We start from the raw sequence: 22,824 nt of genomic DNA on the forward strand, positions 1-22,824 counted from the left end.
GGATCAGTATTTGCACGGATCATTCGATTCATATTTAAGATCAGACTGCCATTCATATGTATTATTTTCAAATCGGCCACGCTGAAATCATGCTGCGACAGCATGCGCCAAAACTGGCCCATCCCCTGCAGTGAAAAAGCGGCGCGGCCCCTAGCCGCGCCGCCGCCATTAAAATTTGATCCCTGCGCTCACCATCGCCAGGCTGCGATCTGACTGTGTGTTGTATTGGCCGCCGGCCGTGGCCAGATAAAGCAGCTCAAACTGATAGCGCTTGCGGTACTCCGCCTGCACTCTCCACAGCATGCTGTGCCGCCCTTCGATGAACTGGCCGTCATGCGAATAGCCCTTCACGTCATACGCCAGCAGTAGCGACGGCATCAGCTCCCAGCCTGGCAGCACGCCGCCATAGCGCTCCTCCAGCTTGCCGCGCACGCCCCACGCCATAGGCGTGACAAAGCCATCCAGCGCGCAGCTCGGGCCGGTCCCGCCACAGGACGGCGTGGCGGCGCTGGGCGCCTGGCCAAAACCCACGCGGCCATAGCGCATCACATAGGGATCAGGCAAACCCGCCAGGTATTTCACGCCCACTTCGCCGGACAGCGTCGCATCGCCGCCCAGCAGCCGCCCCAGCGGCTGCGTCGCCCCCAAGTTGAACTGGCTGCTATGGAAGGTATCGTAGCCGCGCGCCACATAGCCGGTCTGCGTGTGCGCCAAGTAGCCGAGCGGGCCGCTGCCGCTTAGCACGCCATACAGGAAATCGGCTCCGTTCCAGGCCACCGGCTGATTAGGACGATAGCTGAGCTCGCTGTAGATGCCGGTGCCGCTGGGCAGGCGGGTCTTGAAATTGATGGCGAACATATGGATGTCGTCCGGGAAGCTGCGGCGATACACCCCCGCAATGCCGGTCGGTTGGGCCAGGCCCAGATTGGCCGCAGCCGGCAACAGCACGCCGGGGCCGGTGCGTATCATCTGAGTGACGCTCTCCGGGCTGGTCTGATTGGAATAAAACAGTCCCAGCTGGCCGATATTGTCCAGCAGATAGCTCAAGCTCAGGCCGTACTCGCCGCCATAAGGCTTGTCGTCGGCGACGCGCGCAATGTAATCCAGAGGATTGGCGGCCGATTGCTGATCGCTGGTTACGATGTTCCGTCTCCGTAGTAAGCTCAGCAGGCTGCCGTTCAGCGTCAGCTTATCGCAGCCAGGCTGGGCATAGTCATTGCCGGAGTAGAACGTGCCGCAGGCAGGGTAAGCATTCGGCTTGAACTGGAACTGGTAATAGCCGTCCACAGCCAGTTTGGGCGTCACATCCAACTTGGCGTACAACGATGGCGCCGGGATGCTGACCATTTCTGGAATGGTGCCGGCGCGGCCCAGCGCGTTGAAATCCATCGCATTGACGCGCTGGATGCCCCCCAGAATGGTGGTGGGCGTCACCCAAGGGATGACCTGCTGCCCCAGCCTAAGCGACAGCGACGACTGCCCCATCTGCGCGCGTCCATAAACGTAGGCGTCATCCAGCGCCACGCCGCCGAAACGGTCCAGCTGGGTAAAACCACCGTCATTCAACTGCGCGCCTGGCTGATAGCCGTTGGGCGAATGGCCATGCGGCACGCCGTTGTGGCTCAGGCCATAGTCGTACCAGGCCTTGGCGCTGACAAACACGCCCACGTCGCGGTAGCTCAGATCGCCCTGCAGATAGCCCTGCCAGGCTTCGGAAATCACATCGCCCTTGCGGTAGTTCAAATCGCCGTCGTTCAGCGTGTCCATCGCATTGGCGTGACCGGTGAAGGTCGGATCAGGATTATCCATTCGATAGACGCTGCCGATCGACATCGCCCCCTTCACCGCCAACTTCGCCCCACCCAGATCGAAGCGGCTCCCCTCGCCCAGGCCGGAAGGCAGCGTGCTGACCGTGATGTCCCCCGCCCGGCTGGCGCCCGCCCACAGCAGCAGGCTCAGACAGATGATGGTTCTCCTCATATCGCTCTCCTTTGTTTGTTGTCGTCACCGCGCCGACAACGGCGCGGTGCATGCTGCTATCCGCGCAGGAACGCCTCGGCCAATCTGGCCCAATAACTGGCGCCTACGCTGAGAATCTCGTCGTTGAAGTCGTAACCAGGGTTGTGGATCATGCAGCCGCCCTTGCTGCCTATGCCGTTGCCCAGCACCACGTAGCAGCCGGGCACCTGCTCCAGCATCCAGGAGAAGTCGTCCCCGCCCATCGCGCCGGCCGGCAGCGGCACGATTCCCTGCGGGCCGACCATCGCTTCGGCCACCTCGCGCGCGATGCGGGTTTCCGCCGGGGAGTTGATCAGCACCCGCGTCACCGGCTGCCAGACAATCTCGGCCGTCACGCCGAAGCTCTGCGCCTGCAGCGTCACCAACTCGCGCAGGCGCTGCTCGATCTGCTGCTGGACGGCGGGGCTGAAAGTGCGCACCGTCAACTCCAGCCGCGCGCTATCCGGAATCACATTGCAGACGGAACCGGCCAGTGCCGCGCCTATCGTCACCACCGCAGGCTGATCCGGCGCCAGGTTGCGCGACACAATGGTCTGCAGCGACAGGATGACGGAGGCCATCGCCACGACGGGATCGACGCAGGTGTGCGGCATGCCGCCATGGCCGCCCTTGCCGGTCAGCGTGATGGTCACCGAATCGGCGGAGGCCGCCAGCACGCCCGGCTGCACGACAAAACTGCCGGCCGGCAGCGTGGGGCCGTTATGCAGCGCGAACACCGCGTCGCAAGGGAAACGATCGAACAAGCCTTCCGCCATCATGCGCGCCGCGCCGCCTTGTCCCTCCTCGGCTGGCTGGAAAATCAAATTCAGCGTGCCGTCGAAGTTGCGGGACTGCGCCAGATAACGCGCCGCCGCCAGCAGGATGGCGGTGTGGCCGTCGTGGCCGCAGGCATGCATCTTGCCGGGCAATCTGCTGGCGTAAGGCAGACCCGTCTCTTCGTGGATGGGCAAGGCATCCATGTCGGCGCGGATGCCCAGGCGACGGGTCCCGCTGCCGCATTGCAACTGGCCGACGACGCCGGTGCCGCCCAGGCCGGTGGTCACGCTATAGCCCCAGCTGCGCAGCGACTCGGCCACCAGCCGGCTGGTGGCTTCCTCCTCGAAACCCAGCTCCGGATGGGCGTGAATGGCATGGCGGATGGCGATGAACTCTGGCTCGCCGTCACGGATGGCGGCAATGATTCCTTGCGGCTGGGACATAAGAGGCTCCGTTTCCAAGAGGGGGAAGAAACAGGCGAAGCGGGCTGGATAGCGCAAACCTGCCGCCTTGAGCACCAGTCTAGAGATGGACTATCGCAATTCTGATCGGCGAAAACCGCCATTAAACAAGCCGTTTTCGCCAGCTAGCTTCATGGCATAAAAGTGATGGAAACCTTAGGTTTTCAGCGATGACTAAGGAAATGACAGAAATTTGACATGGACTTTACCGGCAGATTTCGCCAAATTTAAAGCTGAAATCGCCATGGCAGACCATTATGAACGCATGCATAGACCTGCTTTATCTGCCGAATTGCCTCAGCGGCACGCTGTTTTCGGTGATCGATGTGCTGCATGCCGCCAACAAACTGTGGCACCTGCACCACCCGCGGCAACAGAAACCGCTGTTTGGCTGGCGCCTGCTGGATGCCTCCGGCGCAGAGATGGCGCTACCGCCATGGCTGACGCACCAGCCCGGTCCGATGCCGGCAAATTGCAAAACGGCCTTGCTGGTGCCCGGGCTGGACATGCACAGCGTCCCCCATCTGAAACATCAGCTGGATCAGTCGGCTGATGCCCTGGCGCTGATCGCCCGTCGTCACGCCGCCGGCGACGTCATCGCCACCAACTACAACGGCGCCGCCATGCTGGCGCGCGCCGGCGTGCTGAACGGCCGCGACGCCACCATCACCTGGCTGATAGCAGGCTGGTTCTCCAACAGCCACCCCAAGGTGAAGCTGCTGATGGACCGCCCGGTGACGGTGGACGGCAATATCCTCTGCAGCGGGGCGCCGGCTTCCATCATCGAATTGGCGGTGGAGCTGGTGCGCCACTTCGCCGGCGAGACCTTGGCGCAAAGCTGCGCCAACGGTCTGCTATATCAAGCCGCCCGCTTCGAGCAATCCGGCCAGGCGCTGTCGCTGCTGAATACTTCCACCCGCGACAGCGCGGTTTTCAAGGCCCGCCGCTGGCTGGAACAACATGTGGCGGAACCCTACGATCTGGAAAAGGTGGCCGCCGCCGCCGCGGTCAGCAGCCGCACCCTGCTGCGCCACTTCCGCGAAGTGGCGGACATGACGCCGCTGGACTACCTGCACCAGTTGCGCGTGGAACGCGCCAAGCTATTGCTGGAAGTCACAACGGTAGACCTGCCAGGCATCGTCGAACAATGCGGCTATGAGGACGCCAGCGCCTTTCGCCGCCTGTTTCGCCGGCTGACCGGCCTTACCCCCACCGCCTATCGCCGCGCTTACGCCTTGCGCGCCGCCCGGCGCTGGTGGCGGGCAGAGGACGAGATGCCCTCTACGCCGTCCCCGCTCCGGACAGACCGCTAAGGCGTTACATGCATGTACGGCGTGGTGTTCAGCTTGGCGGAAATCGCGCAGCCGCCAGCCAAGGGCGCGGAGGAGAGGCCTATGGTGGTTTCGCTGCCGTTATCGCTTATCGTTCCCGCGATCTGGCTTGGCCCGCATTGCCCGCCCAGAATAGGCGCCTGGACGTCCACCATCACGCCGACGATGGCCAGCTGATTCTGCGCCGTCACTCGCCCCACCCACGGCGTGGCGGCGGTGGCGCTGGCCTTGATCATCCGGCATACCGGAATGCCCTTGAACGCGGCGCTGGTGATCCGGATATTGCCGGCGCCATCCACCGTGCCGCTGAACACGGCGTTGCAATCGACATCCACCCCGCCCTTGCTGACCGTGGCCGGCCCCACTGCGGAAAACGGAATGGCCGCGCCGCCGGCGCCTGGCGGCGTAATGGTCACGGCGCCTGCGGATACGACACAGCCCAATGCCAGCGCCAATGCCGCGCCGGCCTGAATCTTGCTGATCTTGCTCATCTCGGAATTCCCATCTTATGTTTGTCAGAAGTGAAATCGCGGCCGCCCGGCCCCGACTTCGAAACATAAAATGTCATGATGAAGGCATGAGACGATTGACCTGGATCAGCCTGCGGCCCAGCCGTCCAAAGCGCCTGGCTTTAAGGCCAGCCTTATCAGGGGCTTGACATGCCGAGCCAGCGACAACATGATAAAGACATGAAAACTTCTCTCCATCATCGCCACCACCATCACGGCCAGCCCAAGCGCGCCGGGTGGGCGCATGTCGATTGGGAGGAGACGCATTAGCTGACTCGCCCCCTCCGTCAGCCACCACCAGACAGGCGCCGCCAGGCGTCTTTTTTTATTTCCCGCGACTATCGCGCATACTAAGGAAAACATCATGACCATGATCAGAGGCACCCGCATCGTCTGCGGCCGACAGGCCGCCACCCTTCGCCAACTGGAAAACCGTTTCCGGAGCTGGCTTCATTGACGCAGGCGCGGAAGAAGCCATCCTGCCCGCCTTGTGGGGACAGGACACCTTCATCGCTAAAGCTGGCGGCAGCGAAATACTCGAACAAATGTGGGCCTTCCCGGATCGCAAAGGCAGGCCTTGCTGCCTGATACCGGAGGCCACCGCGCTGTTTCAGGAAAGAAGCAAGGAATTTCTGGACGGCCGGCGCGAAGCCAAATTCTTCTATGTCGCGCGCTGTTACCGTTATGAGCGGCCGCAAGCCGGCCGTTATCGGGAATTCACCCAACTGGGCTTCGAGTATCTGAGTGCCGACCCGGCTGCAGCCAGCCGCATGAGCCGGCAGCTCTGCCAGGGCTTCCTGGACAGCCTGGGACTGCGCTACCAGCTCGACAGCGCGGCGCGGCGCGGACTCAGCTACTACCTGAATGGCGAGGGATTCGAAATGCGCGTGCCCGAGCTGGGCGCGCAGAAACAAGTGGTGGGCGGCGGCGCCTACCGCGAGGGGGCGGGCTTCGGCGTTGGCCTGGACAGGCTGGCGCTCGCGCTTGAGGCGCAAGGCATCCCGCTTTGATGTGCAACGGCCGGGTTGCTGCCCGGCCGCGTCATGAAACGATCAGCCGCCGGTGCCGCCGACGGTCAGCCCGCCGTCTATGCGCAGCGTCGGCTGGCCCACGCCGACCGGCACGCTTTGGCCTTCCTTGCCGCATACGCCGACGCCCTGATCCAGCGCCAGGTCGTTGCCTATCATAGAGACGTAATTCAGCACTTCCGGGCCGCTGCCAATCAAGGTGGCGCCCTTGACCGGGTAGCTGAGCTTGCCGTTCTCGATGCGCCACGCTTCGGACGCGGAGAACACGAACTTGCCGCTGGTGATGTCCACCTGGCCGCCGCCGAAATTCACCGCGTACAGGCCATCCTTGACCGAGGCGATGATTTCCTGCGGATCGCGCTGGCCGGCCAGCATATAGGTATTGGTCATGCGCGGCATCGGAATGCTGGCATACGATTCGCGGCGGCCATTGCCGGTGGGCGCCACCTGCATCAAGCGCGAATTCATCGCGTCCTGCATATAGCCCTTGAGGATGCCGTCCTCGATCAACACCGTGCGCTGCGTGGCATTGCCCTCGTCGTCGATGGCCAGCGCGCCGCGGCGCCCGCCCATCACGCCGTCGTCCACCACGGTGACGCCCTGGGCGGCCACCCGTTGGCCCACCATGCCGGAGAAGGCCGAAGTGCCCTTGCGATTGAAATCGCCTTCCAGACCGTGGCCGATCGCCTCGTGCAGCAGCACGCCGGGCCAGCCCGGCCCCAGCACCACCGTCATCTGGCCTGCCGGCGCCGGCCGGGCGTCAAGATTCACCAGCGCCTGCTTCACCGCCTCGCGCACATAACGCTCCACCACGGCGTCGTCGAAATAGGCCAGATCGAAACGGCCGCCGCCGCCGGACGAGCCCTGCTCGCGCCGGCCGTTCTGCTCGGCGATCACCATGACGGACAGCCTGACCAGCGGACGCACGTCGGCGGCGCGCACGCCGTCATGGCGCGCGACGTACACTACGTCGTACTCCATGGCGAGGCCGGCCATCACCTGGATCACTCGCGGATCGATGGCCTTGGCCAGCTTCTCCACTTTTTCCAGCAACGCCACCTTGGCCGCGGCCTCCAGGCTATGGCACGGGTCGATGGACGGATACAGCGACTGCGGCTTGCGCTTCTCTACCGCGCCGGCGCTGCCATCGCCGCCGACATTGCCGATGGCGCGCACCGCTTCCGCGGCGCGGGTCAGCGCGTCCTGATGGATCGCGTCGGAATAGGCGAAGGCCGTCTTGTCGCCGGCGACGGCGCGCACGCCGACGCCCTGGTCGATGCTGAAGCTGCCGGACTTGACGATGCCCTCTTCCAGATGCCAGCCCTCGTTGCGGGTGTACTGAAAGTAGAGGTCGGCATAGTCGATGGCGTGATGGCGCATATGCGACAGCGTGCGCTCCAGCGCGGCCTCATCCAGACCGTAGGGCTTGAGCAGCAGATCGTTTGCGATGGTGAAGGCGTCTTGCATGGTGTTCTTTCAGCGTATGACCCGGTGCGCCAACGCAGGCAAGCCGCTGCGCACCGAGTGGATCAGTTCGGGATCGAGCTCCGCGGTGACCACGCCCTCGCCGCGCGGCAACTCGGCGAGGATGCGCCCCCAGGGGTCGATGATCATGGTGTGGCCATGGGTATGCCGGCCGTTTTCATGCGTGCCGCCCTGGGCCGAAGCCATCAGGTAGCATTGATTCTCTATCGCCCGCGCTCTGAGCAAAGCCTCCCAATGGGCTTGCCCGGTCGTGGCGGTGAAGGCCGCTGGCAGGATCAGCAGATCGAACGGCGCCAGCAGGCGGAATAGCTCTGGGAAACGCAGGTCGTAACAGATGCCGAGGGCGATGTCGGCCAGCGGCGTCTCGGCCTTGATCGGGGTCTGGCCGGGACGGATGGTGTTGGATTCGCAATAGCTCTCGCCCTGGCCGGTAAAGCCGAACAGGTGGATTTTGTCGTAACGCGCCGCCACTTCTCCCTGAGGGCTGAACAGCAGGCTGCTGTTGTATACCTTGTCCGCCTCTTCGCAGCGCAGCGGCACCGTGCCGCCCAGCAGCCACAGGCCATGGCGGCGCGCCATGTCGGACAGCGCCCGCTGAATCGGGCCATCGCCAAAGGCCTCGCGCAGCGCCACTTTATCGGTATCCTTGGCGCCCATCAGGCAAAAATATTCCGGCAGCACCGCCAGTTGCGCGCCGCGCGCGGCCGCCTCGGCCAGCAGCTGGTCAGCCTTGGCCAGATTGGCCTCTACGTTGAGGCCGGACACCATCTGCACCGCAGCGGCGATGAATTTCTGCATCATGGTTGGTTTCCTCTGAACTTGACCGGCTCGCCGACATTCACCCGCTTCACCTGCGGGTCCTTCAGCGATCCTGTCACAGAATATTCCAGCGTGAGTATCTTGCCCACCGGATCCTGCAAAACCTTTTGCGCCGCCAGGGTGGCGATGCCCACCACCGGGTTCAGCAAGGCGGCGCCGGCCGCCAGGGCCACGCTTTCGGCGACGTGCGGCACCACCTTGACTTGCAGGGTCTGCGTCTCGCGGCCCAGGTCCACGCTGCCGGCGATGCCGACCTCGGCCGCAGGGCTTCGCATCTCCACCTTGTCGGAGCGGAACACGCCATCGCGCACGCTGGCCTTGCCTTGCAGCGCATCGAAGGCGAAACCGTCGCTGAAGACATCAGTAAAGTCCAGCCGAATCCGCCGCGGCAGCGATTGCAGGCTCAGCACCCCGAGCAAACGCGCCACGCCGGGATCCACCTTGGCAAAGCGTCCGTTCTTGAAATCCAGCGCCATCTGGCCGGACAGATGCGCGGCGTCCAAATCGCTCAAGCCGCCCGGCCAGCTCAACTGCCCCGACAAACTGCCCTGGCCATTGCGGAACACATCGACTTGGCCAAAGCGCTCCAACAATTTGCCGGCATTCGATACGTCCAGTTGGAAACGCGTCTCCACCCGGCCTACGCCCTGCTCATCCACCCGCGCGCTGCCGGATAGCGTGCCTTCCGGCGCGCTCAGGCGCAAGGGGTCCATCAACCAGACGCTGCCGTTGCGCCGCGCCGTCATGTCCAGTTGGCCGATCTTGCGGTTCTGCAAGGATAGTTCGCCGATATGCACCTTCATCGCCGGCAACTGCTGCTGGGCGCTGGCGGCGCTTGGCGTTCCCTCGGCGCGCAAAGGCCAGCTCAAGGCCAGGCGCTCCAGATTGGCCTGCAGCAGGCCGGCGCCGTCCCCCAACTGATAGCTGGCGGCGCCATCCGCCTCGCGCGAGCGCAAACCCACGTTCCACAGGCCGCTCTGTCCATTGTTCGAAACCTGGGCGTCGGCTTGGTGCAGCACGAAGCCGGCGAAGCTCAATTCCGGAGTATTCAGTTGCAGCTGCAAGGGCATGCCGAGCGGCTTGTCGCCGCCATGCGCGTCCAGCCGCGACAAACCGCTCCACCATTCGTCCAGCGCCACCTTGGGCAACTGCGCCCGCACAGCCAGTCCGGAAGACGGCCACTCGCCCGGCCGGCGGCCCAAACCCAGCGCGCCGGTCTGCAAATCGCCATCATCATTCAGCCGCAGTTTGCCTGCGAGCGCGCCGCCCAGGTCGAATTCCAGCCGCATCCCGCCGCCAAAACGGGCCGGCGCCGGCTGCAACTGCAGTTGCAGCGGCATGGCGCTATTCGCCGTCTTGCCCAACGGCGCCGGCGCGTCCAGCGCCACGCCTTGCAAGGTGCTGTCCAGCTGCAGGCTCTCCAGCCCATCGTGCACGACGAAGCGTCCATCAACCTGCATACGGCCGGACACCAGCGGCGCCGCCAACGGCAAATATTGCTGCATCAGCGCCTTGCCGTCCGCCTCGCCGCTCAGCGCGAAGCGCATGCGCTTGTCGGCACCGGTATGCGCGGTCAGCTTCAGCGGACCGCCAAAGGCATGCAGGGTCAGGCCCTTGCTGTCCACGCCGCGCTCGGTGAAGGTCAGCACGCCCTGCGCCCCCTCCAGCGCCGGCAGCGGCAATCGTTTGAACTGCAATGCGTTATGCTTGAACTCGAGGTCGCCGCGCAGTCGGGTGGATTCATCGCCATCCAACGGCACCGCCAGTTGCAGCTTCAGGCCGGCCGGCCCTTCCGCCTTGATCTGGCCGGTAAAGCCTCCCAGCCAGCCATCGACCGGACTCTTGGTGGTGAAAGCCAGCATGCGGTCGAGCCGGTCTTCCGCCCGGCCATTGATCTTAAGCCACGGCACGTCGGCGCCGAGTTGATCGATGGCCACCGTCACATCCTGCAGCGGCACGCCCACCGTGGACGCGCGCTTGCCTTCCACAAGCATCGATTCGTTGTGGAAGCGCAGCTTGGCGTCGATGTCGTCTATCGTCGGCCAGCCGGTTTCATACAGCAGCTTGGCTTTTTCGACATCGGCCTCCACCAAAAACTCGCCGCCATTGCCGCCGGCAAACGGGAATTTTTCCAGATCGCCCTTCAGCTTCAACGTCAGGTTTTTCGCCGTCCCATCCTGCAGCGCCTTGCTCAGCCAGCTTGTGGTGCGCTCGCCCACCTGATGCGGCAAATAGGAGGGGATGCGCGTCGCCTTGACCGCGTCTATCGTCCCGCTCAGGTCGATCAGGCCGGCGCTGTTGCCGGGATAATGGTAGCTACCGCTCACTTGGCCGTTCAGGTCGGCATTGGCGAAGACTACTTTGCGCAACGCGATATCCAGCCCTGCGCCCTTCTGCGTCCACTCAACGTCCGCCACCAGCTTGTCAAACGGCAAGCTGTGTCCGAACAATTCCGGATACACCACTTCGGACTGGCCGGTATCCAATTGCAGGCGGCCGCCATGCTCGTCGAACGCCACCTTGCCGCTGACGCCGGACACGCCCGGCACATCGGCAAACGGCTGCCAGGCCAGCTTTTCGAAACGGGACTTCAGCTTGAAACTGTGCGGCGCCTCCACCGGGCCCTGCCAGCCCACGGTCAGGTCATGCAGCGCGCCGCGCGGCGCGAAGCGGGCGAACAAGGGGTTGCGGTCCAGCCCGAGGGCATGGATGAAGGGGTTCAGATTGCCGACATCGACATTATCCAGCGTCAATTCGCCGCCGCCTTGCGCGCCGGGACGCCACTCGCCCTTGATGGAAGACTTGTCGAAGGCCAGCCCGGTGGCGCTGGCCAAGGTTAAATCACTGGCCGCGATGCGGTAGCTGCCGCCCGACTGCCGATCCAGCTGCAGCTTGCCCTGCAATTGCGGCAACACCAGCTCGCGCGCGCTGGGCGGCGTGTAGGCCGCGTCTCGCACGCTGACATCGGCCTGCAGGCTGCTGATGGAGCCATCGGAAAACGCCATTTCCAAGGTGCCGTCGCCCTCGCCGCTGCGCAGCACGCCCAGATCGCGCATATAACGCGACCAGACGCTGGCGCGCGCGCCGTTCAGGGCCACGCGCAGCGTGCCGGACCAGTCCTGCCAGTGGTCGATGTCGTCGCCGCGCCAGCCGGCACTCAGCTCGAAGCCTTTGCCCAGCGTGGCGGCCGGCAAACCGGACAATTGCAGCTTGTGTCCCAGCAGCGTGCGCTCCAGCAACAGCCGGCCCTGCTGCAGATCCAGCCGCGGCAGGCCCAGGCGCTCATCCACCCAGCTCAGGCGGGCATTGCGGATTTCCAGCGAAGGCTGGCGCAGCAGCCAGTTGCCCAGGGCGTTGTCGTGCGACGGCCCGCTGCTCAGATCGAAGCCGTTCAGATAGATGACGCCGTTAGGATCGCGGCGCAACTCCACCGATGGCCCATCGGCCAGCACCGACAGCCGCGGCTCCCCCGCCAGCAAGGAGGTCCAGGATGGTTGCACCGTCACGGCGCTCAAGGTCAGCGCCTGGCCGGAAACCGGATTGGCGATGGACACGCCATTCAATTCAAACCGCGGCGCCACGCCGTCCCATTGGCCGGACAGCCTGGCGATGCCGACCTTATGCCCGAGCGAAGCGGACAGGCTGTTCTCCAGCAGCGGACGGTAATGATCCAGACGCGGCAGCAGCCAGAAGGTAAAGATGGCAAACGCCGCGCACAGCAAGCTGCCGGCGACGGCCAGCGCCGCCGCGAACAGCAAAAGGCCGCGCTTCAACAGGCGCAGCACATGAATATGGGACAACGGCGACAAGGGCTTTTTCAACGATGGCAAACCGTTACAATGGCATGAGTGAGAGATACGGCGCGAAACCGGCTGCAGCCCGCCCCTGGCGCCGCCGTCACCCGGCCACGCGCCAAGCCGTCGGAGCTATTATGCCAGCAAACACGAGTGATGCCATTGCCCGCAGTTGCGAGTTTTCCCAGTATTTACACCGTCTGCTGAGCGCCCGCCCCGAGCAAGCCCAGCGCCTGCAGCAGAAATGGCAGCAGCCCTTCACCCTGGACGAAATGCAGACTTTCGTCGACTGGCCGGCGCTAACCGCGCCGGAGCAGCAGGGACCGGCGTTGCGCCAGCTGCGCCAGGCGGTCATGGCGCGACTGATCTGCCGCGACCTGAACGGCCTGGCCTCGCTGGATGAAGTCATGAGCACCATCAGCCAGCTGGCGGAATTCGCCGTGCGCCAGGCGCTGGCCTGCGCCGCGGCCGCGCTGACGCAATATGGCCAGCCGATAGGCGAAGACAGCGGCGAGCCGCAGCAGCTCATCGTCATCGGCATGGGCAAGCTGGGCGGCGGCGAACTGAACGTCAGCTCGGACATCGACCTGATCTTCATCTACCCGGAAAGCGGCGAAACCGACGGCGCCCGCCGCATCAGCAACCACGAGTACTTCACCCAACTGGGCAAGCGATTGATCGCATTGCTCAACGACATCACGCCGGATGGCCAGGTTTTCCGCGTCGACATGCGCCTGCGTCCCTACGGCGACTCCGGCCCGCTGGTGATGAGCTTCGCCGCGCTGGAGAACTATCTGCTCAGCCAGGGCCGCGAGTGGGAGCGCTACGCCTGGATCAAGGCCAAGGCGCTGACGGGCGACGCCGAGGCGTTGAACCAGCTGGTGCGGCCCTTCGTCTACCGCAAATATCTGGACTACAACGCCTACGGCGCGATGCGCGAACTGCACGCGCAGATTCGCCGCGAAGTGGCGCGGCGCGATATGGCGGACAACATCAAGCTCGGACCCGGCGGCATCCGCGAAGCCGAATTCATCGCCCAGGTGTTCCAGCTGATCCGCGGCGGCCGCGACCGCACCCTGCAGCTGCGCGGCACCCGCGCCACGCTGGACCGGCTGGCCGCGTTGCGGCTGCTGGAGCCGGACGCCGTGGAGGAGCTGCAGGCTGCTTACGCCTTCCTGCGCAATCTGGAGCATCGCCTGCAGTATCTGGACGACCAGCAGACGCAGACCCTGCCCACCGCGCCCGACACCCGGCAGAAGATCGCCGCCAGCATGGGCTTTGCCGATTGGCCAGCCTTTGAGGAGGCGCTGGCTGCGGTCCGCGCCAAGGTCAGCCGCCACTTTGAGCAGGTATTCATCCTGCCCAGCGAGGACAGCCCGGACCATCCGCTGTCCGAGCTATGGCTGGACGTGTCGGAGCAGGCGCCGGAACAGAAGCTGGCCGAACTCGGCTATGCCGATCCCCAAGCGGTCTCCCGCCAGCTCAAGGGCCTGGCGCAGAGCCAGCGCTATCTGCAGATGCCGCTGTCCGGCCGCAAGAAGCTGGACGCGCTGATGCCGGCGCTGATCGAGGTGGCCTCGCGCTTCCCCAACGCCGACGACACGCTGGCGCGCATCATCGGCTTGATGGAAGCCATCAGCCGCCGCGCTTCCTACCTGGCGCTGCTGACCGAATACCCACAGACGCTGCAAAGGCTGGCCTCGCTGTATTCCGCCAGCGCCTGGGTATCGGCCTACCTCAGCCGCCACCCCATCTTGCTGGACGAGTTGCTCGACGTGCGCGTGCTGTACGCCGCGCCGGACTGGCCGCAATTGGCCGCCCAGCTGGAAACGCAGCTGGACCAGGCCGAGGGCGACGTCGAAGCCAAAATGGACGCGCTGCGCCACTTCCAGCATGCCCAGACCTTCCGCCTGGTGGCGCAGGACCTGGCCGGCATGTGGACCTTGGAAGCGCTGTCCGACGAGCTGTCGCGGCTGGCCGACCTGGTGCTGGACGCGGCGGTGCGCCACGCCTGGCGCGACATTCCGGCCCGCCACATCGACACGCCGCGCTTCGCGGTGATCGGCTACGGCAAGCTGGGCGGCAAGGAACTCGGCTACGCCTCGGACCTCGACATCATTTTCCTGTACGACGACCCGCACCCCGATGCGCCTGACCTGTACTCCCGCCTGGCGCGCAAGCTCTCCACCTGGCTGACCAGCGCCACCGCAGCCGGCGTGCTGTACGATATCGACCTGCGGCTGCGCCCCAACGGCGCCAGCGGCTTGCTGGTCAGCTCTATCGCCGCCTTCCGCCAGTACCAGGAAAACCAGGCCTGGGTATGGGAACATCAGGCGCTGACGCGCGCCCGCTTCGTCGCCGGCGATACGGACATCGGCGCGCAGTTCGAGGCCGAGCGCCACGCCATCCTGACGCTGCGGCGCGAGCCGGCCAAGCTGCGCGATGAAGTCCTGGCCATGCGCCAGCGCATGCTGGAGAGCCATCCCGCGCGCGACGACGACGTCAAGAACGCCCGCGGCGGCATCATAGACATCGAGTTCATCGTGCAGTACTTGATCCTGGCCCACGCCCACCATCTGCCGGCCTTCACCGGCAACACCGGCAATATCGCCCTGCTGGCCGTAGCGGCGCAGGCCGGACTGATAGACCCGGCACAGGCGGAACAAGCGCGCGACGCCTACCGCCTGTTCCGCCGCCTGCAGCACGCGGCCCGCCTCAACGACAGGCAGAATGTGGACGTGGACGCCGCCTTGCTTGCCGCCTACCAATGCGGCAAGCAGCTTTGGCAACAGGTTTTCGAGCAAGCGCTCGATTTTTCCTGACAGTCGGTTCACAAAGCCGCGCGCTGCGGTATACACTGATCCATTAAACAGGCGGCGACAGGCCGCCATGGCAAGACGCGGGCCGCGCGCCCGGACAAAGCACAACACAGGAGAGAACCGAGATGTCGATGGCTGATCGCGACGGATATATTTGGTATGACGGCAAACTGGTGGACTGGCGCGACGCCACCACCCACGTCCTGACCCACACGCTGCATTACGGCATGGGCGTATTTGAGGGCGTGCGCGCCTACGAAACCGCTGACGGTCCGGCGATCTTCCGCCTGCAGGATCACACCGCCCGTCTGTTCCGCTCCGCCAAGATCCTGGGCATGGACCTGCCATTCACTCCGGAACAGATCAACCAGGCCCACCTGGACGTGGTGAAGGCCAATGGCCTGAAATCCTGCTATTTCCGCCCGATGGCCTTCTACGGCTCCGGCAAGCTGGGCGTGGCGCCGATGAAGAACGACGTGCGCGTGATCGTGGCCGCCTGGCCGTGGGGCGCCTACCTCGGCGACGAGGGCCTGGAAAAAGGCATCCGCGTGAAGACCAGCTCCTTCACCCGCCACCACGTCAACATCACCATGTGCAAGGCCAAGGCCAACGGCAATTACATGAACTCCATCTTGGCCAATAACGAGGCCACGGCGGACGGCTACGACGAAGCCCTGCTGCTGGATGTGGATGGCTTCGTGGCCGAAGGCTCCGGCGAAAACATCTTCATCGTTCGCAAGGGCAAGCTATATACTCCGGACCTGACCAGCGCGCTGGAAGGCATCACCCGCGACACCGTGGTGCAAATTGCCAGTGAAATGGGCCTGCAACTGGTGGAAAAGCGCATCACCCGCGATGAAGTCTACAGCGCGGACGAAGCCTTCTTCACCGGCACCGCCGCCGAAGTGACCCCGATCCGCGAACTGGACCGCCGCCCGATAGGCGACGGCGGCCGCGGCCCGATCACCGCCGAAATCCAGAAGCGCTACTTCAGCATCGTCAAGGGCCAGGATGCCGAACACCGGCATTGGCTCACTTACGTAAAATAAGCGGTAGAATCCGCATCTCGCGCGCCAGCAGCGAGCGGCCCTCCGGCCGTCCTGCTGGCGGCGCTTTTGTCGGAAGCCCGCTCGCTGCAACAAGGAACGACCATGGCAGAACTGAAAGAAAACACCGCACGCTACATCGAAGTCACCCAGCACGACCTGCCGCTGCACTGCCCGATGCCGGACATGAAGGCCTGGAACTCCCACCCCCGCGTCTACCTGCCGGTGGCCAAGACCGGCGAGGCGCTCTGTCCCTACTGCGGCACCCAGTACAAGCTGATCGGCCCGGCAGGCCATCACCACTGAGGCCATCGCCCGCATCGACGGCAAAGGGTGTGGCGCGGGCCACCCCTTTTTTGCTTGCCGCCGCCAAACGCAAGCCGCGCTGCCCCAGCCGGCTTGCGTTTGGAACCGGAAGCACCCCGCATGAAAAAGAAAATCCTCGTCATCGGCCCGTCCTGGGTCGGCGACAGCGTGATGGCTCAACCGTTGTACCGCCGCCTGCACCAGCGCCACCCGCAGCTGGAACTGCATGTGTTCGCGCCATCCTGGACCCTGCCGCTCTTGGCGCGGATGCCGGAAGTGGCCAAGTCGCATCTGAATCCGTTCGGCCACGGCGCGCTGCGGCTGGCCGAGCGCTGGAAAGTGGCGCGACAGCTGGCGAAGGAAGGCTTCGACCAGGTCATCGTGCTGCCCAACTCGCTGAAATCCGCGCTCATCCCCTTGTTTGCCGGCATTCCGCTGCGCACCGGCTTTCTCGGCGAATCGCGCTACGGCCTCTTGAACGACGCGCGCGAGCTGGACGAGCAGGCGCTGCCGATGATGGTGGAGCGCTTCTGCGCGCTGGCCGAAGACAAGCGCTCGGCGCTGCCGCGCCCCATTCCCAATCCGCAGCTGAGCACCGATCCAGCCATCCAGCGCCAGGTCGCGGCGCGCCTGGGTCTCGACCTGACGCGCCCGGCCATCGCCTTCTGCCCCGGCGCGGAATACGGCCCGGCCAAGCGCTGGCCCGCTCGCCACTTCGCCGAACTGGCGCGCCGCTTCGATGCCGCAGGCTACGCGGTATGGCTGTTCGGCTCCGGCAAAGATAAAGAAATCGGCGACGAAATCGCCCGCCTGTCCGCCGGCAGCGCGGTCAATCTATGCGGCGCGACTGGCCTGGAGGAAGCGATCGACCTGATCGGGCTGACCACGCTAGCCGTCTGCAACGATTCCGGCCTGATGCACGTCGCCGCGGCGCTCGACAAGCCCCTGGTGGCGCTGTACGGCTCATCCAGCCCGGACTTCACGCCGCCGCTGTCCGACCGCGCCGCCATCGTGTCGCTGAATCTGGACTGCAGCCCCTGTTTCGAGCGCAGCTGTCCGTACGGACACACCGACTGTCTGGAAAAAATGCAACCCGACATGGTCTGGCAGGCGTCGCAGACTCTGCTGCCGGCTTTGACCGCCCCCCAGGAATGATATGAGCGTAGTGGAACCCCCAAGACCGCCCGAAGAAAACAACCGCCGCATGGCGCTGGTGCGCGCCGCCGCCGTGCTGTTTCGCGACCAGGGCTACGAGCGCACCACCGTGCGCGACCTGGGCAGCGCCGTCGGCATGCAATCCGGCAGCCTGTTCTACCATTTCCGCACCAAGGAAGAGATTCTGGTGGCGGTGATGGCGCTGGGCATTACCAGCACCACCGAGCAACTGGCCGCGGCGCTGGCAGAGGCCGCCTCGCTGCGCGACAAGCTGGCCGCCCTGTTCCGTGTGCACCTGAACTCCCTGCTGGGCGACAACCAGGCCGCGCTGGAGGTGATGCTGTACGAATGGCGCAGCGTATCGGAAACCGCGAAACCCGGACTGATAGTGTTGCGCGACCGCTACGAAGCGCTATGGCAACAAGTGCTGGACGAGGCCGCTGCCGCCGGACTGGTCAAGCAAGATACCCGCCTGCTGCGCCGCACGCTGCTGGGCAGCTTGCACTGGACCGTGCAATGGTATCGCCGCGATGGCGAACTCAGCGTCGACGATCTGGCTCGGCACATGCTGCAGCTGGTGCTAACCGAATAGACAGTAAAGAAATCACGCCATCAGTCGAAAAATGTACTAATATCAGCGATATAGGAACATTGGGACTGTAGCCATGGCAAACATCGCCAGCGTTGGCAACACGACGACGCAACCGCTCTATGCCGTGTCGAACACACGGCAGGTGCAGTCGTCGCTGGACACTGCCCAGCCCGCTGTCCAGCAAGCCACCACCCAACCGCAAACGCAGAGCGCGGTCCGGCAGAACCCGGACACCGCCCGTGTGGAACAGCAACTGCAACAACAGCTGACCAATAGCCGCAGCCAGCAGGCGCTGCAGAGCGCTCAGCAAACGCAACGCGCTCAACAAAACCAGGCGGCACAAACGGCACAGGCGGCGAATGCCAACACCCCGCAAGCCAGGGCCCCGGCTGCGCCTCAGGTTAACCCCACTCAGGTGAATAACACTGCGGCCGTTCTGGCGACCAATCCGCAGCCGGCCACCGCCGCCGCCATCGCGCCCGCGGTCAACGGCAATACCGCTCCGACTGCTGCGCCGGCCCAGAGCAATGCGGCCAACAACAATGGCGCGACCGCCGCCGCCACGCAAACCACCCGCGCCGCCAACCAACCGGCCCAGACGCAACAGGCCGCTACGCCGCCCACTCCGGCGCAGACTGCTACCGCGCCAGCCACCTTGGCCACGCAGAGCGTCAGCCGGGCTCAACAGCTGATTGGCAGCGGCAGGCAAGACTTGGCGCAGTATCAGGCTACCCAGTCTTTGCTGGAACCCAGCGTCTCCACCACCCATATCTCCACCAAGGCCTAACGCCTCTGGCGATGTGAAATAAAAATCCCCGCGCAGCACGCGGGGATTTGGCTTTATTGCGCAGCATCAACTGCGGCGGCGGACGCCCGGCTTGCGCCTCTCGAAGCCATTTCCCTTGCCGCTCTTGCGCTTCTGCGCGTTCTGCACTTGCAGCAAGGCATCGATGCGTTCCGAGGTGCTTTGCATCAGCAGCTGCGCCATCTCGCCATCCGGAAAGGTGTCCGGCATGCGATAGCCCAGCCAGGCGTAAGCGGCATACAGCTTGCAGCTGTCTTCCAGGTATTGCAGCTCGTTGCGCCCCCCGGTGCCCATCATCCGCAACAGCGGAGCGGCCTTGCCGCGGGCGCGGTGCTCGGCCCAGTCATGCAGCGCGCTCTCCAGCATCGGAATCTTGGTCGAGATCGGGCACAGGCTGAAGGTGTAGCGATCGGCCAGGCTCAGGGGCAAGGCGTCCAACCACTCGGCCTTTTCCATTTGGTCGGACAAATTGGCCGGCAGGAAGAATTCGTCGTGCACATTGATATGCTTGGCGAACAAGCCCAGCAAGGCCTTGAGCCTGACCTCCCCCGTCGCCAGGGAGATGGCTTCCAGGTACTTCAGGCTGGGCGCGACGAAGAAGCCGTTGTTCGGCAGCGGCTCGGCCTTTTGCCGCAGCAGCGCGCCTATGGTCTTGTGAGTGAGGCCGTCGAAGCCGGCCACATAGCCGGTTTCATGCTTGCCGAAACGGCCGGCGCGGCCGGCGATCTGCTTGGCCAGCGGGGCGGCGATGATGCCCTCGGCGTAGCCGTCCCACTTGCTGGCAGTGGTGAAAATGATGCGTCGCGCCGGCGTGTTCAGCCCCATGCCGATGGCGTCGGTGGCCACCACCACCTGGGTTTCGCCGGAAACGAAGCGTTCGGCCTGCGCCTGGCGCACTTCCGGCGACAGGTTGCCGTAGATGGCCGATACGCTCAAGCCCTGCTCGATCACCTTGTCGCGCCAGTTCAGCACCTCGCGGCGGGAGAAGGCGATCAGCACGTCGCCCGGCTTCAGATTCTTCAAGGACAGCAGCGGCGCCTTGTCCATTTGCAGCGCGGTCTTGCGCTCCAGCGTGCGCACTTCCAGCGTGCCGCCCACGCGCGCCACCAGCGACTCGATCGCCTCGCGCGCTTCCGGCGCGCCCACCAGGTAAACGGTCTGCGCCGGCACGCCGCACACGGCGGCGGTCCAGGCCGCGCCGCGATCCGGATCGTCCAGCAGCTGAATCTCGTCGATCACCGCCACTTCCACCTGCCGCTCCGGATTGAGCATTTCCACCGTGCTGGCGACGTGGGTGGCGTCCGGATGCAGCTTGCGCTGCTCGCCCGTGATCAGGCTGACGGCAATGCCGGCCTCTTGCAGCCGGGTATAGTTTTCCAGCGCCAGCAGGCGCAGCGGCGCCAGATAGACGCCGCTTTTGGCCTTTTGCAAGTGCTCCATCGCCGCATGGGTCTTGCCGGAGTTGGTGGGCCCCAATACTGCGATGAAATGGCGCTGCATCGCATAAGCCGTGGCGAACGACTCGGGATAGCGCGACAGGTTGACCGCGTCGCGCGTCTTTGCGGCGGCCTTGTCGGCGCTTTGCCGGCTGCGCGCGGCGGCCACCCGGTCCTGGGCGATGGTGCAACGCACCTTGGCGCGCTCGTACTTGGCCATGAAGGCGCTGAGCACGCGCAGCGGCTCGATGCCCTCCACCGCGAAGACATCGCGCGCGCAAGCCATCAACTGCGCTTCCAGCTTCTGCCGCGCGGCGTCGTTCCAGCGTTCTTTCACCAGCGCCAGCCGCGCTTCTGCATCCAATTTGCGCCATTTGCCGCTCTTGCCGAGGAAACCCTCGTCCGGCACCAAGTGATAGGGGATGCGGTGGCCTTCCAGCTCCAGTTCGCCATGCACCGAAACCGCATGGCTGCCCTCGGTGGTGACGATGGTGGCGTTGTGTTCCGCCAGATAATCGTCGAGTTGGATCTCGGGCGGCAGCGCTTCGATGGTATCGGTCATGGCGGCATTCGTTTGCAGGGCTAAAGGCGGGCGATGATAAAGCAGCCGGCGACGATGCGCCAGCCGCCCAGGCTTGCTATCACCATCCATCAAGATTCCGGGCAATGCAAGCACGGCTTGATGCGCTGCAAAAAAACAGGCCGCCGGTACATGCCGGCGGCCTGCAATTGCGGTTTTCGACTACGCCTTACACCAGTTCCACCGCCAGCGCGGTCGCTTCGCCGCCGCCTATGCACAGACTGGCCACGCCGCGCTTGCCGCCGCGCTGCTTCAATGCCGACAGCAGCGAGATGACGATGCGGGCGCCGGACGCGCCGATGGGGTGGCCCAGCGCGCAGGCACCGCCGTGCACGTTCACCTTGTCGTGCGGCAGCTTCAGGTCGTACATCGCCGCCATCGTCACCACGGCGAAGGCTTCGTTGATCTCATAAAGATCCACCTCATCTGCCTTCCAGCCGGTCTTGGCCAGCAACTTCTGCATCGCGCCCACCGGCGCGGTGGTGAACCAGCCCGGCTCCTGAGCATGGCTGCTGTGGCCGACGACGCGGGCGATGGGCTTCAGGCCGCGCTCGGCCGCTTCGGCCGCCGTCATCAGCACCAGCGCGGCGCCTCCATCGGAAATGGAGCTGGAATTGGCCGGCGTGACCGTGCCGTCTTTCTTGAACGCCGGCTTCAAAGTAGGGATTTTGTCCAGGTTGGCCTTCAGCGGTTGCTCGTCGGTATCCACCACGGTGTCGCCGCCGCGGCCCGGCACCGTCACCGCCGCGATTTCGTCCTTGAACTGACCACCCTTGATCGCCTGCTGCGCGCGGGTCAGCGAGGCGATGGCGAACTCGTCCTGGTCCTGGCGGCTGAAGCCGTATTTCTCGGCGCACTGCTCGGCGAACACGCCCATCAGCGTGCCTTTCTGGTAGGCGTCTTCCAGGCCGTCCAGGAACATGTGGTCCTTGATCTCGCCATGGCCCAGTCGCAGGCCGCCGCGCGCCTTGGGCACCAGATACGGCGCGTTGCTCATGCTTTCCATGCCGCCGGCCACCACCACATTGCCGTTGCCGGCCAACAGCTGGTCGTGCGCCAGCATGATGGCCTTCATGCCGGAGCCGCACATCTTGTTGATGGTGGTGCACGGCGTAGCCAGCGGCAAGCCGCCGCCCAGCGCAGCCTGGCGCGCCGGCGCCTGTCCCTGGCCGGCCGGCAGCACGCAACCCATGATCACCTCGTCCACCTCGCCGGCGGTTACGCCGGCGCGCTCTACGGCGGCGCGGATGGCCGCGGCGCCCAATTGGCTGGCGGTCAGGCCGGACAACGCGCCCTGGAAGCCACCCATGGCGGTGCGGGCCATGCCCACAATCACGATTTCCTGTTGTTGCATCACAACTCCTTTGCTCGATTGTGGCCGTTGCTGCGCTTGCCCAGCGTTTTTTCGCACTGGGCGCGCAGCTGGCCGATTTCGGTCAGCACCACCTTGATGTCTTCCATCTGCTCCAATAGCTGCTGCTCCTTGCGCGCCAGGATGCGGATGAATTCCTGCAACTGCGGCGCGTCGTCGTGCGCCGCGTCGTACAGCGCGAACAGCTCGCGGATCTCCTGCAGGGACAGGCCTATGCGTTTGCCGCGCAGGATCAGCATCAGCCGCACGCGGTCGCGCCGGTTGTAGATGCGGCGCTGCCCGGCCCTGGCCGGCTCCAGCAAGCCCTGATCCTCGTAGAAACGGATGGCGCGGGTGGTGACGTCGAATTCCTGCGCCAATTCCGTGATATTGAAAACCTGCTCGCCCATATGTCTGTACCCCGATTCTCCCGCTGCGGCCACGCGCGCCACAGTCGCCTGCATTTGTGCTCATTGTCTGTTGACGTTGACGTAAACGTCAAGTTATCGTGATCAAAAGTTAGAGCAAACAG

The 22,824-nt window shown here is 64.7% G+C and carries 17 protein-coding genes; 8 read left to right on the forward strand and 9 right to left on the reverse strand.

Translation table 11 applies throughout. The annotated features are described in order from the left end of the window. Positions 1–168: 168 nt before the first annotated feature. The gene (locus C2134_RS18490) at positions 169–1,980 is read right to left on the reverse strand and encodes a DUF1302 domain-containing protein (RefSeq protein WP_103321561.1); all 1,812 of its coding nucleotides are present in this window, start codon (positions 1,978–1,980) and stop codon (positions 169–171) included. 56 nt (positions 1,981–2,036) lie between these two features. Then, entirely contained in the window at positions 2,037–3,218 is a 1,182-nt protein-coding gene (locus tag C2134_RS18495; RefSeq protein WP_103321562.1) for a M20 aminoacylase family protein, read from the reverse strand. A 275-nt stretch (positions 3,219–3,493) separates the two neighbouring features. Here C2134_RS18495 and C2134_RS18500 point away from each other — a divergent pair, with 275 nt between their 5' ends. After that, on the forward strand, positions 3,494–4,549 hold the full coding sequence (locus tag C2134_RS18500) for a GlxA family transcriptional regulator (RefSeq protein ID WP_103321563.1): 1,056 nt from the start codon (positions 3,494–3,496) through the stop codon (positions 4,547–4,549). Here C2134_RS18500 and C2134_RS18505 read toward each other — a convergent pair. Next, positions 4,546–5,058, reverse strand: coding sequence for a PraA/PraB family alkane oxidation protein activator (locus C2134_RS18505; RefSeq protein ID WP_103321564.1), 513 nt, complete (start codon positions 5,056–5,058; stop codon positions 4,546–4,548). The two genes, C2134_RS18500 and C2134_RS18505, sit on opposite strands and share 4 nt — an antisense overlap. A 470-nt stretch (positions 5,059–5,528) precedes the next feature. Between C2134_RS18505 and C2134_RS18515 the strand changes: the two genes are divergently transcribed. Continuing rightward, positions 5,529–6,086 carry an ATP phosphoribosyltransferase regulatory subunit gene (locus C2134_RS18515; protein ID WP_103321566.1) on the forward strand — a complete coding sequence of 186 codons (558 nt, stop codon included), beginning with the start codon at positions 5,529–5,531 and terminating at the stop codon, positions 6,084–6,086. Positions 6,087–6,128: 42 nt separating this feature from the next. Here C2134_RS18515 and tldD read toward each other — a convergent pair whose 3' ends face one another. From tldD to C2134_RS18530, 3 genes are read right to left on the reverse strand one after another with little or no spacing between them, the layout of a single operon-like run. Beyond that, positions 6,129–7,571 carry a metalloprotease TldD gene (gene tldD / locus C2134_RS18520; RefSeq protein WP_103321567.1) on the reverse strand — a complete coding sequence of 481 codons (1,443 nt, stop codon included), beginning with the start codon at positions 7,569–7,571 and terminating at the stop codon, positions 6,129–6,131. A 9-nt stretch (positions 7,572–7,580) separates the two neighbouring features. After that, positions 7,581–8,387 carry a carbon-nitrogen hydrolase family protein gene (locus C2134_RS18525; protein ID WP_439646999.1) on the reverse strand — a complete coding sequence of 269 codons (807 nt, stop codon included), beginning with the start codon at positions 8,385–8,387 and terminating at the stop codon, positions 7,581–7,583. Beyond that, positions 8,387–12,217, reverse strand: coding sequence for a YhdP family protein (locus tag C2134_RS18530; RefSeq protein ID WP_158248816.1), 3,831 nt, complete (start codon positions 12,215–12,217; stop codon positions 8,387–8,389). The genes C2134_RS18525 and C2134_RS18530 overlap by 1 nt, the downstream gene beginning before the upstream one ends. Before the next feature lie 122 nt (positions 12,218–12,339). On the opposite strand from C2134_RS18530, the gene glnE reads away from it, so the two are divergent. From glnE to C2134_RS18560, 6 genes are all read left to right on the forward strand, one after another. Then, complete coding sequence (gene glnE, locus C2134_RS18535) at positions 12,340–15,024, forward strand: bifunctional [glutamate--ammonia ligase]-adenylyl-L-tyrosine phosphorylase/[glutamate--ammonia-ligase] adenylyltransferase (RefSeq protein WP_103321570.1); 2,685 nt, start codon at positions 12,340–12,342, stop codon at positions 15,022–15,024. A 122-nt stretch (positions 15,025–15,146) separates the two neighbouring features. After that, a complete protein-coding gene (locus tag C2134_RS18540; protein ID WP_103321571.1) occupies positions 15,147–16,070 on the forward strand; it encodes a branched-chain amino acid transaminase in 924 nt (307 codons plus the stop codon). A 102-nt stretch (positions 16,071–16,172) separates the two neighbouring features. Continuing rightward, positions 16,173–16,373 (forward strand): zinc-finger domain-containing protein, encoded by a 201-nt coding sequence (locus C2134_RS18545; RefSeq protein ID WP_043624705.1) that lies wholly within the window; start codon positions 16,173–16,175, stop codon positions 16,371–16,373. A 120-nt stretch (positions 16,374–16,493) separates the two neighbouring features. After that, on the forward strand, positions 16,494–17,528 hold the full coding sequence (gene waaF, locus C2134_RS18550; RefSeq protein WP_103321572.1) for a lipopolysaccharide heptosyltransferase II: 1,035 nt from the start codon (positions 16,494–16,496) through the stop codon (positions 17,526–17,528). 1 nt (position 17,529) lies between these two features. Further along, complete coding sequence (locus C2134_RS18555) at positions 17,530–18,120, forward strand: TetR/AcrR family transcriptional regulator (protein WP_103321573.1); 591 nt, start codon at positions 17,530–17,532, stop codon at positions 18,118–18,120. A gap of 73 nt (positions 18,121–18,193) precedes the next feature. After that, positions 18,194–18,907: a hypothetical protein gene (locus tag C2134_RS18560; RefSeq protein WP_103321574.1), complete on the forward strand. Its 714-nt coding sequence runs from the start codon at positions 18,194–18,196 to the stop codon at positions 18,905–18,907. A gap of 66 nt (positions 18,908–18,973) precedes the next feature. Here C2134_RS18560 and C2134_RS18565 read toward each other — a convergent pair whose 3' ends face one another. The 3 genes from C2134_RS18565 to C2134_RS18575 form a co-directional block, all read right to left on the reverse strand. After that, a complete protein-coding gene (locus tag C2134_RS18565; RefSeq protein ID WP_103321575.1) occupies positions 18,974–20,923 on the reverse strand; it encodes a helicase-related protein in 1,950 nt (649 codons plus the stop codon). Between the two features lie 187 nt (positions 20,924–21,110). Next, positions 21,111–22,295 (reverse strand): acetyl-CoA C-acyltransferase, encoded by a 1,185-nt coding sequence (locus C2134_RS18570; RefSeq protein WP_103321576.1) that lies wholly within the window; start codon positions 22,293–22,295, stop codon positions 21,111–21,113. Continuing rightward, entirely contained in the window at positions 22,295–22,756 is a 462-nt protein-coding gene (locus C2134_RS18575; protein ID WP_233196509.1) for a MerR family transcriptional regulator, read from the reverse strand. The genes C2134_RS18570 and C2134_RS18575 overlap by 1 nt, the downstream gene beginning before the upstream one ends. Between the last annotated feature and the right edge of the window lie 68 nt (positions 22,757–22,824).

The sequence above is a fragment of the Chromobacterium sinusclupearum genome (assembly GCF_002902845.1).
GTDB classification, from domain to species: Bacteria; Pseudomonadota; Gammaproteobacteria; order Burkholderiales; family Chromobacteriaceae; genus Chromobacterium; species Chromobacterium sinusclupearum.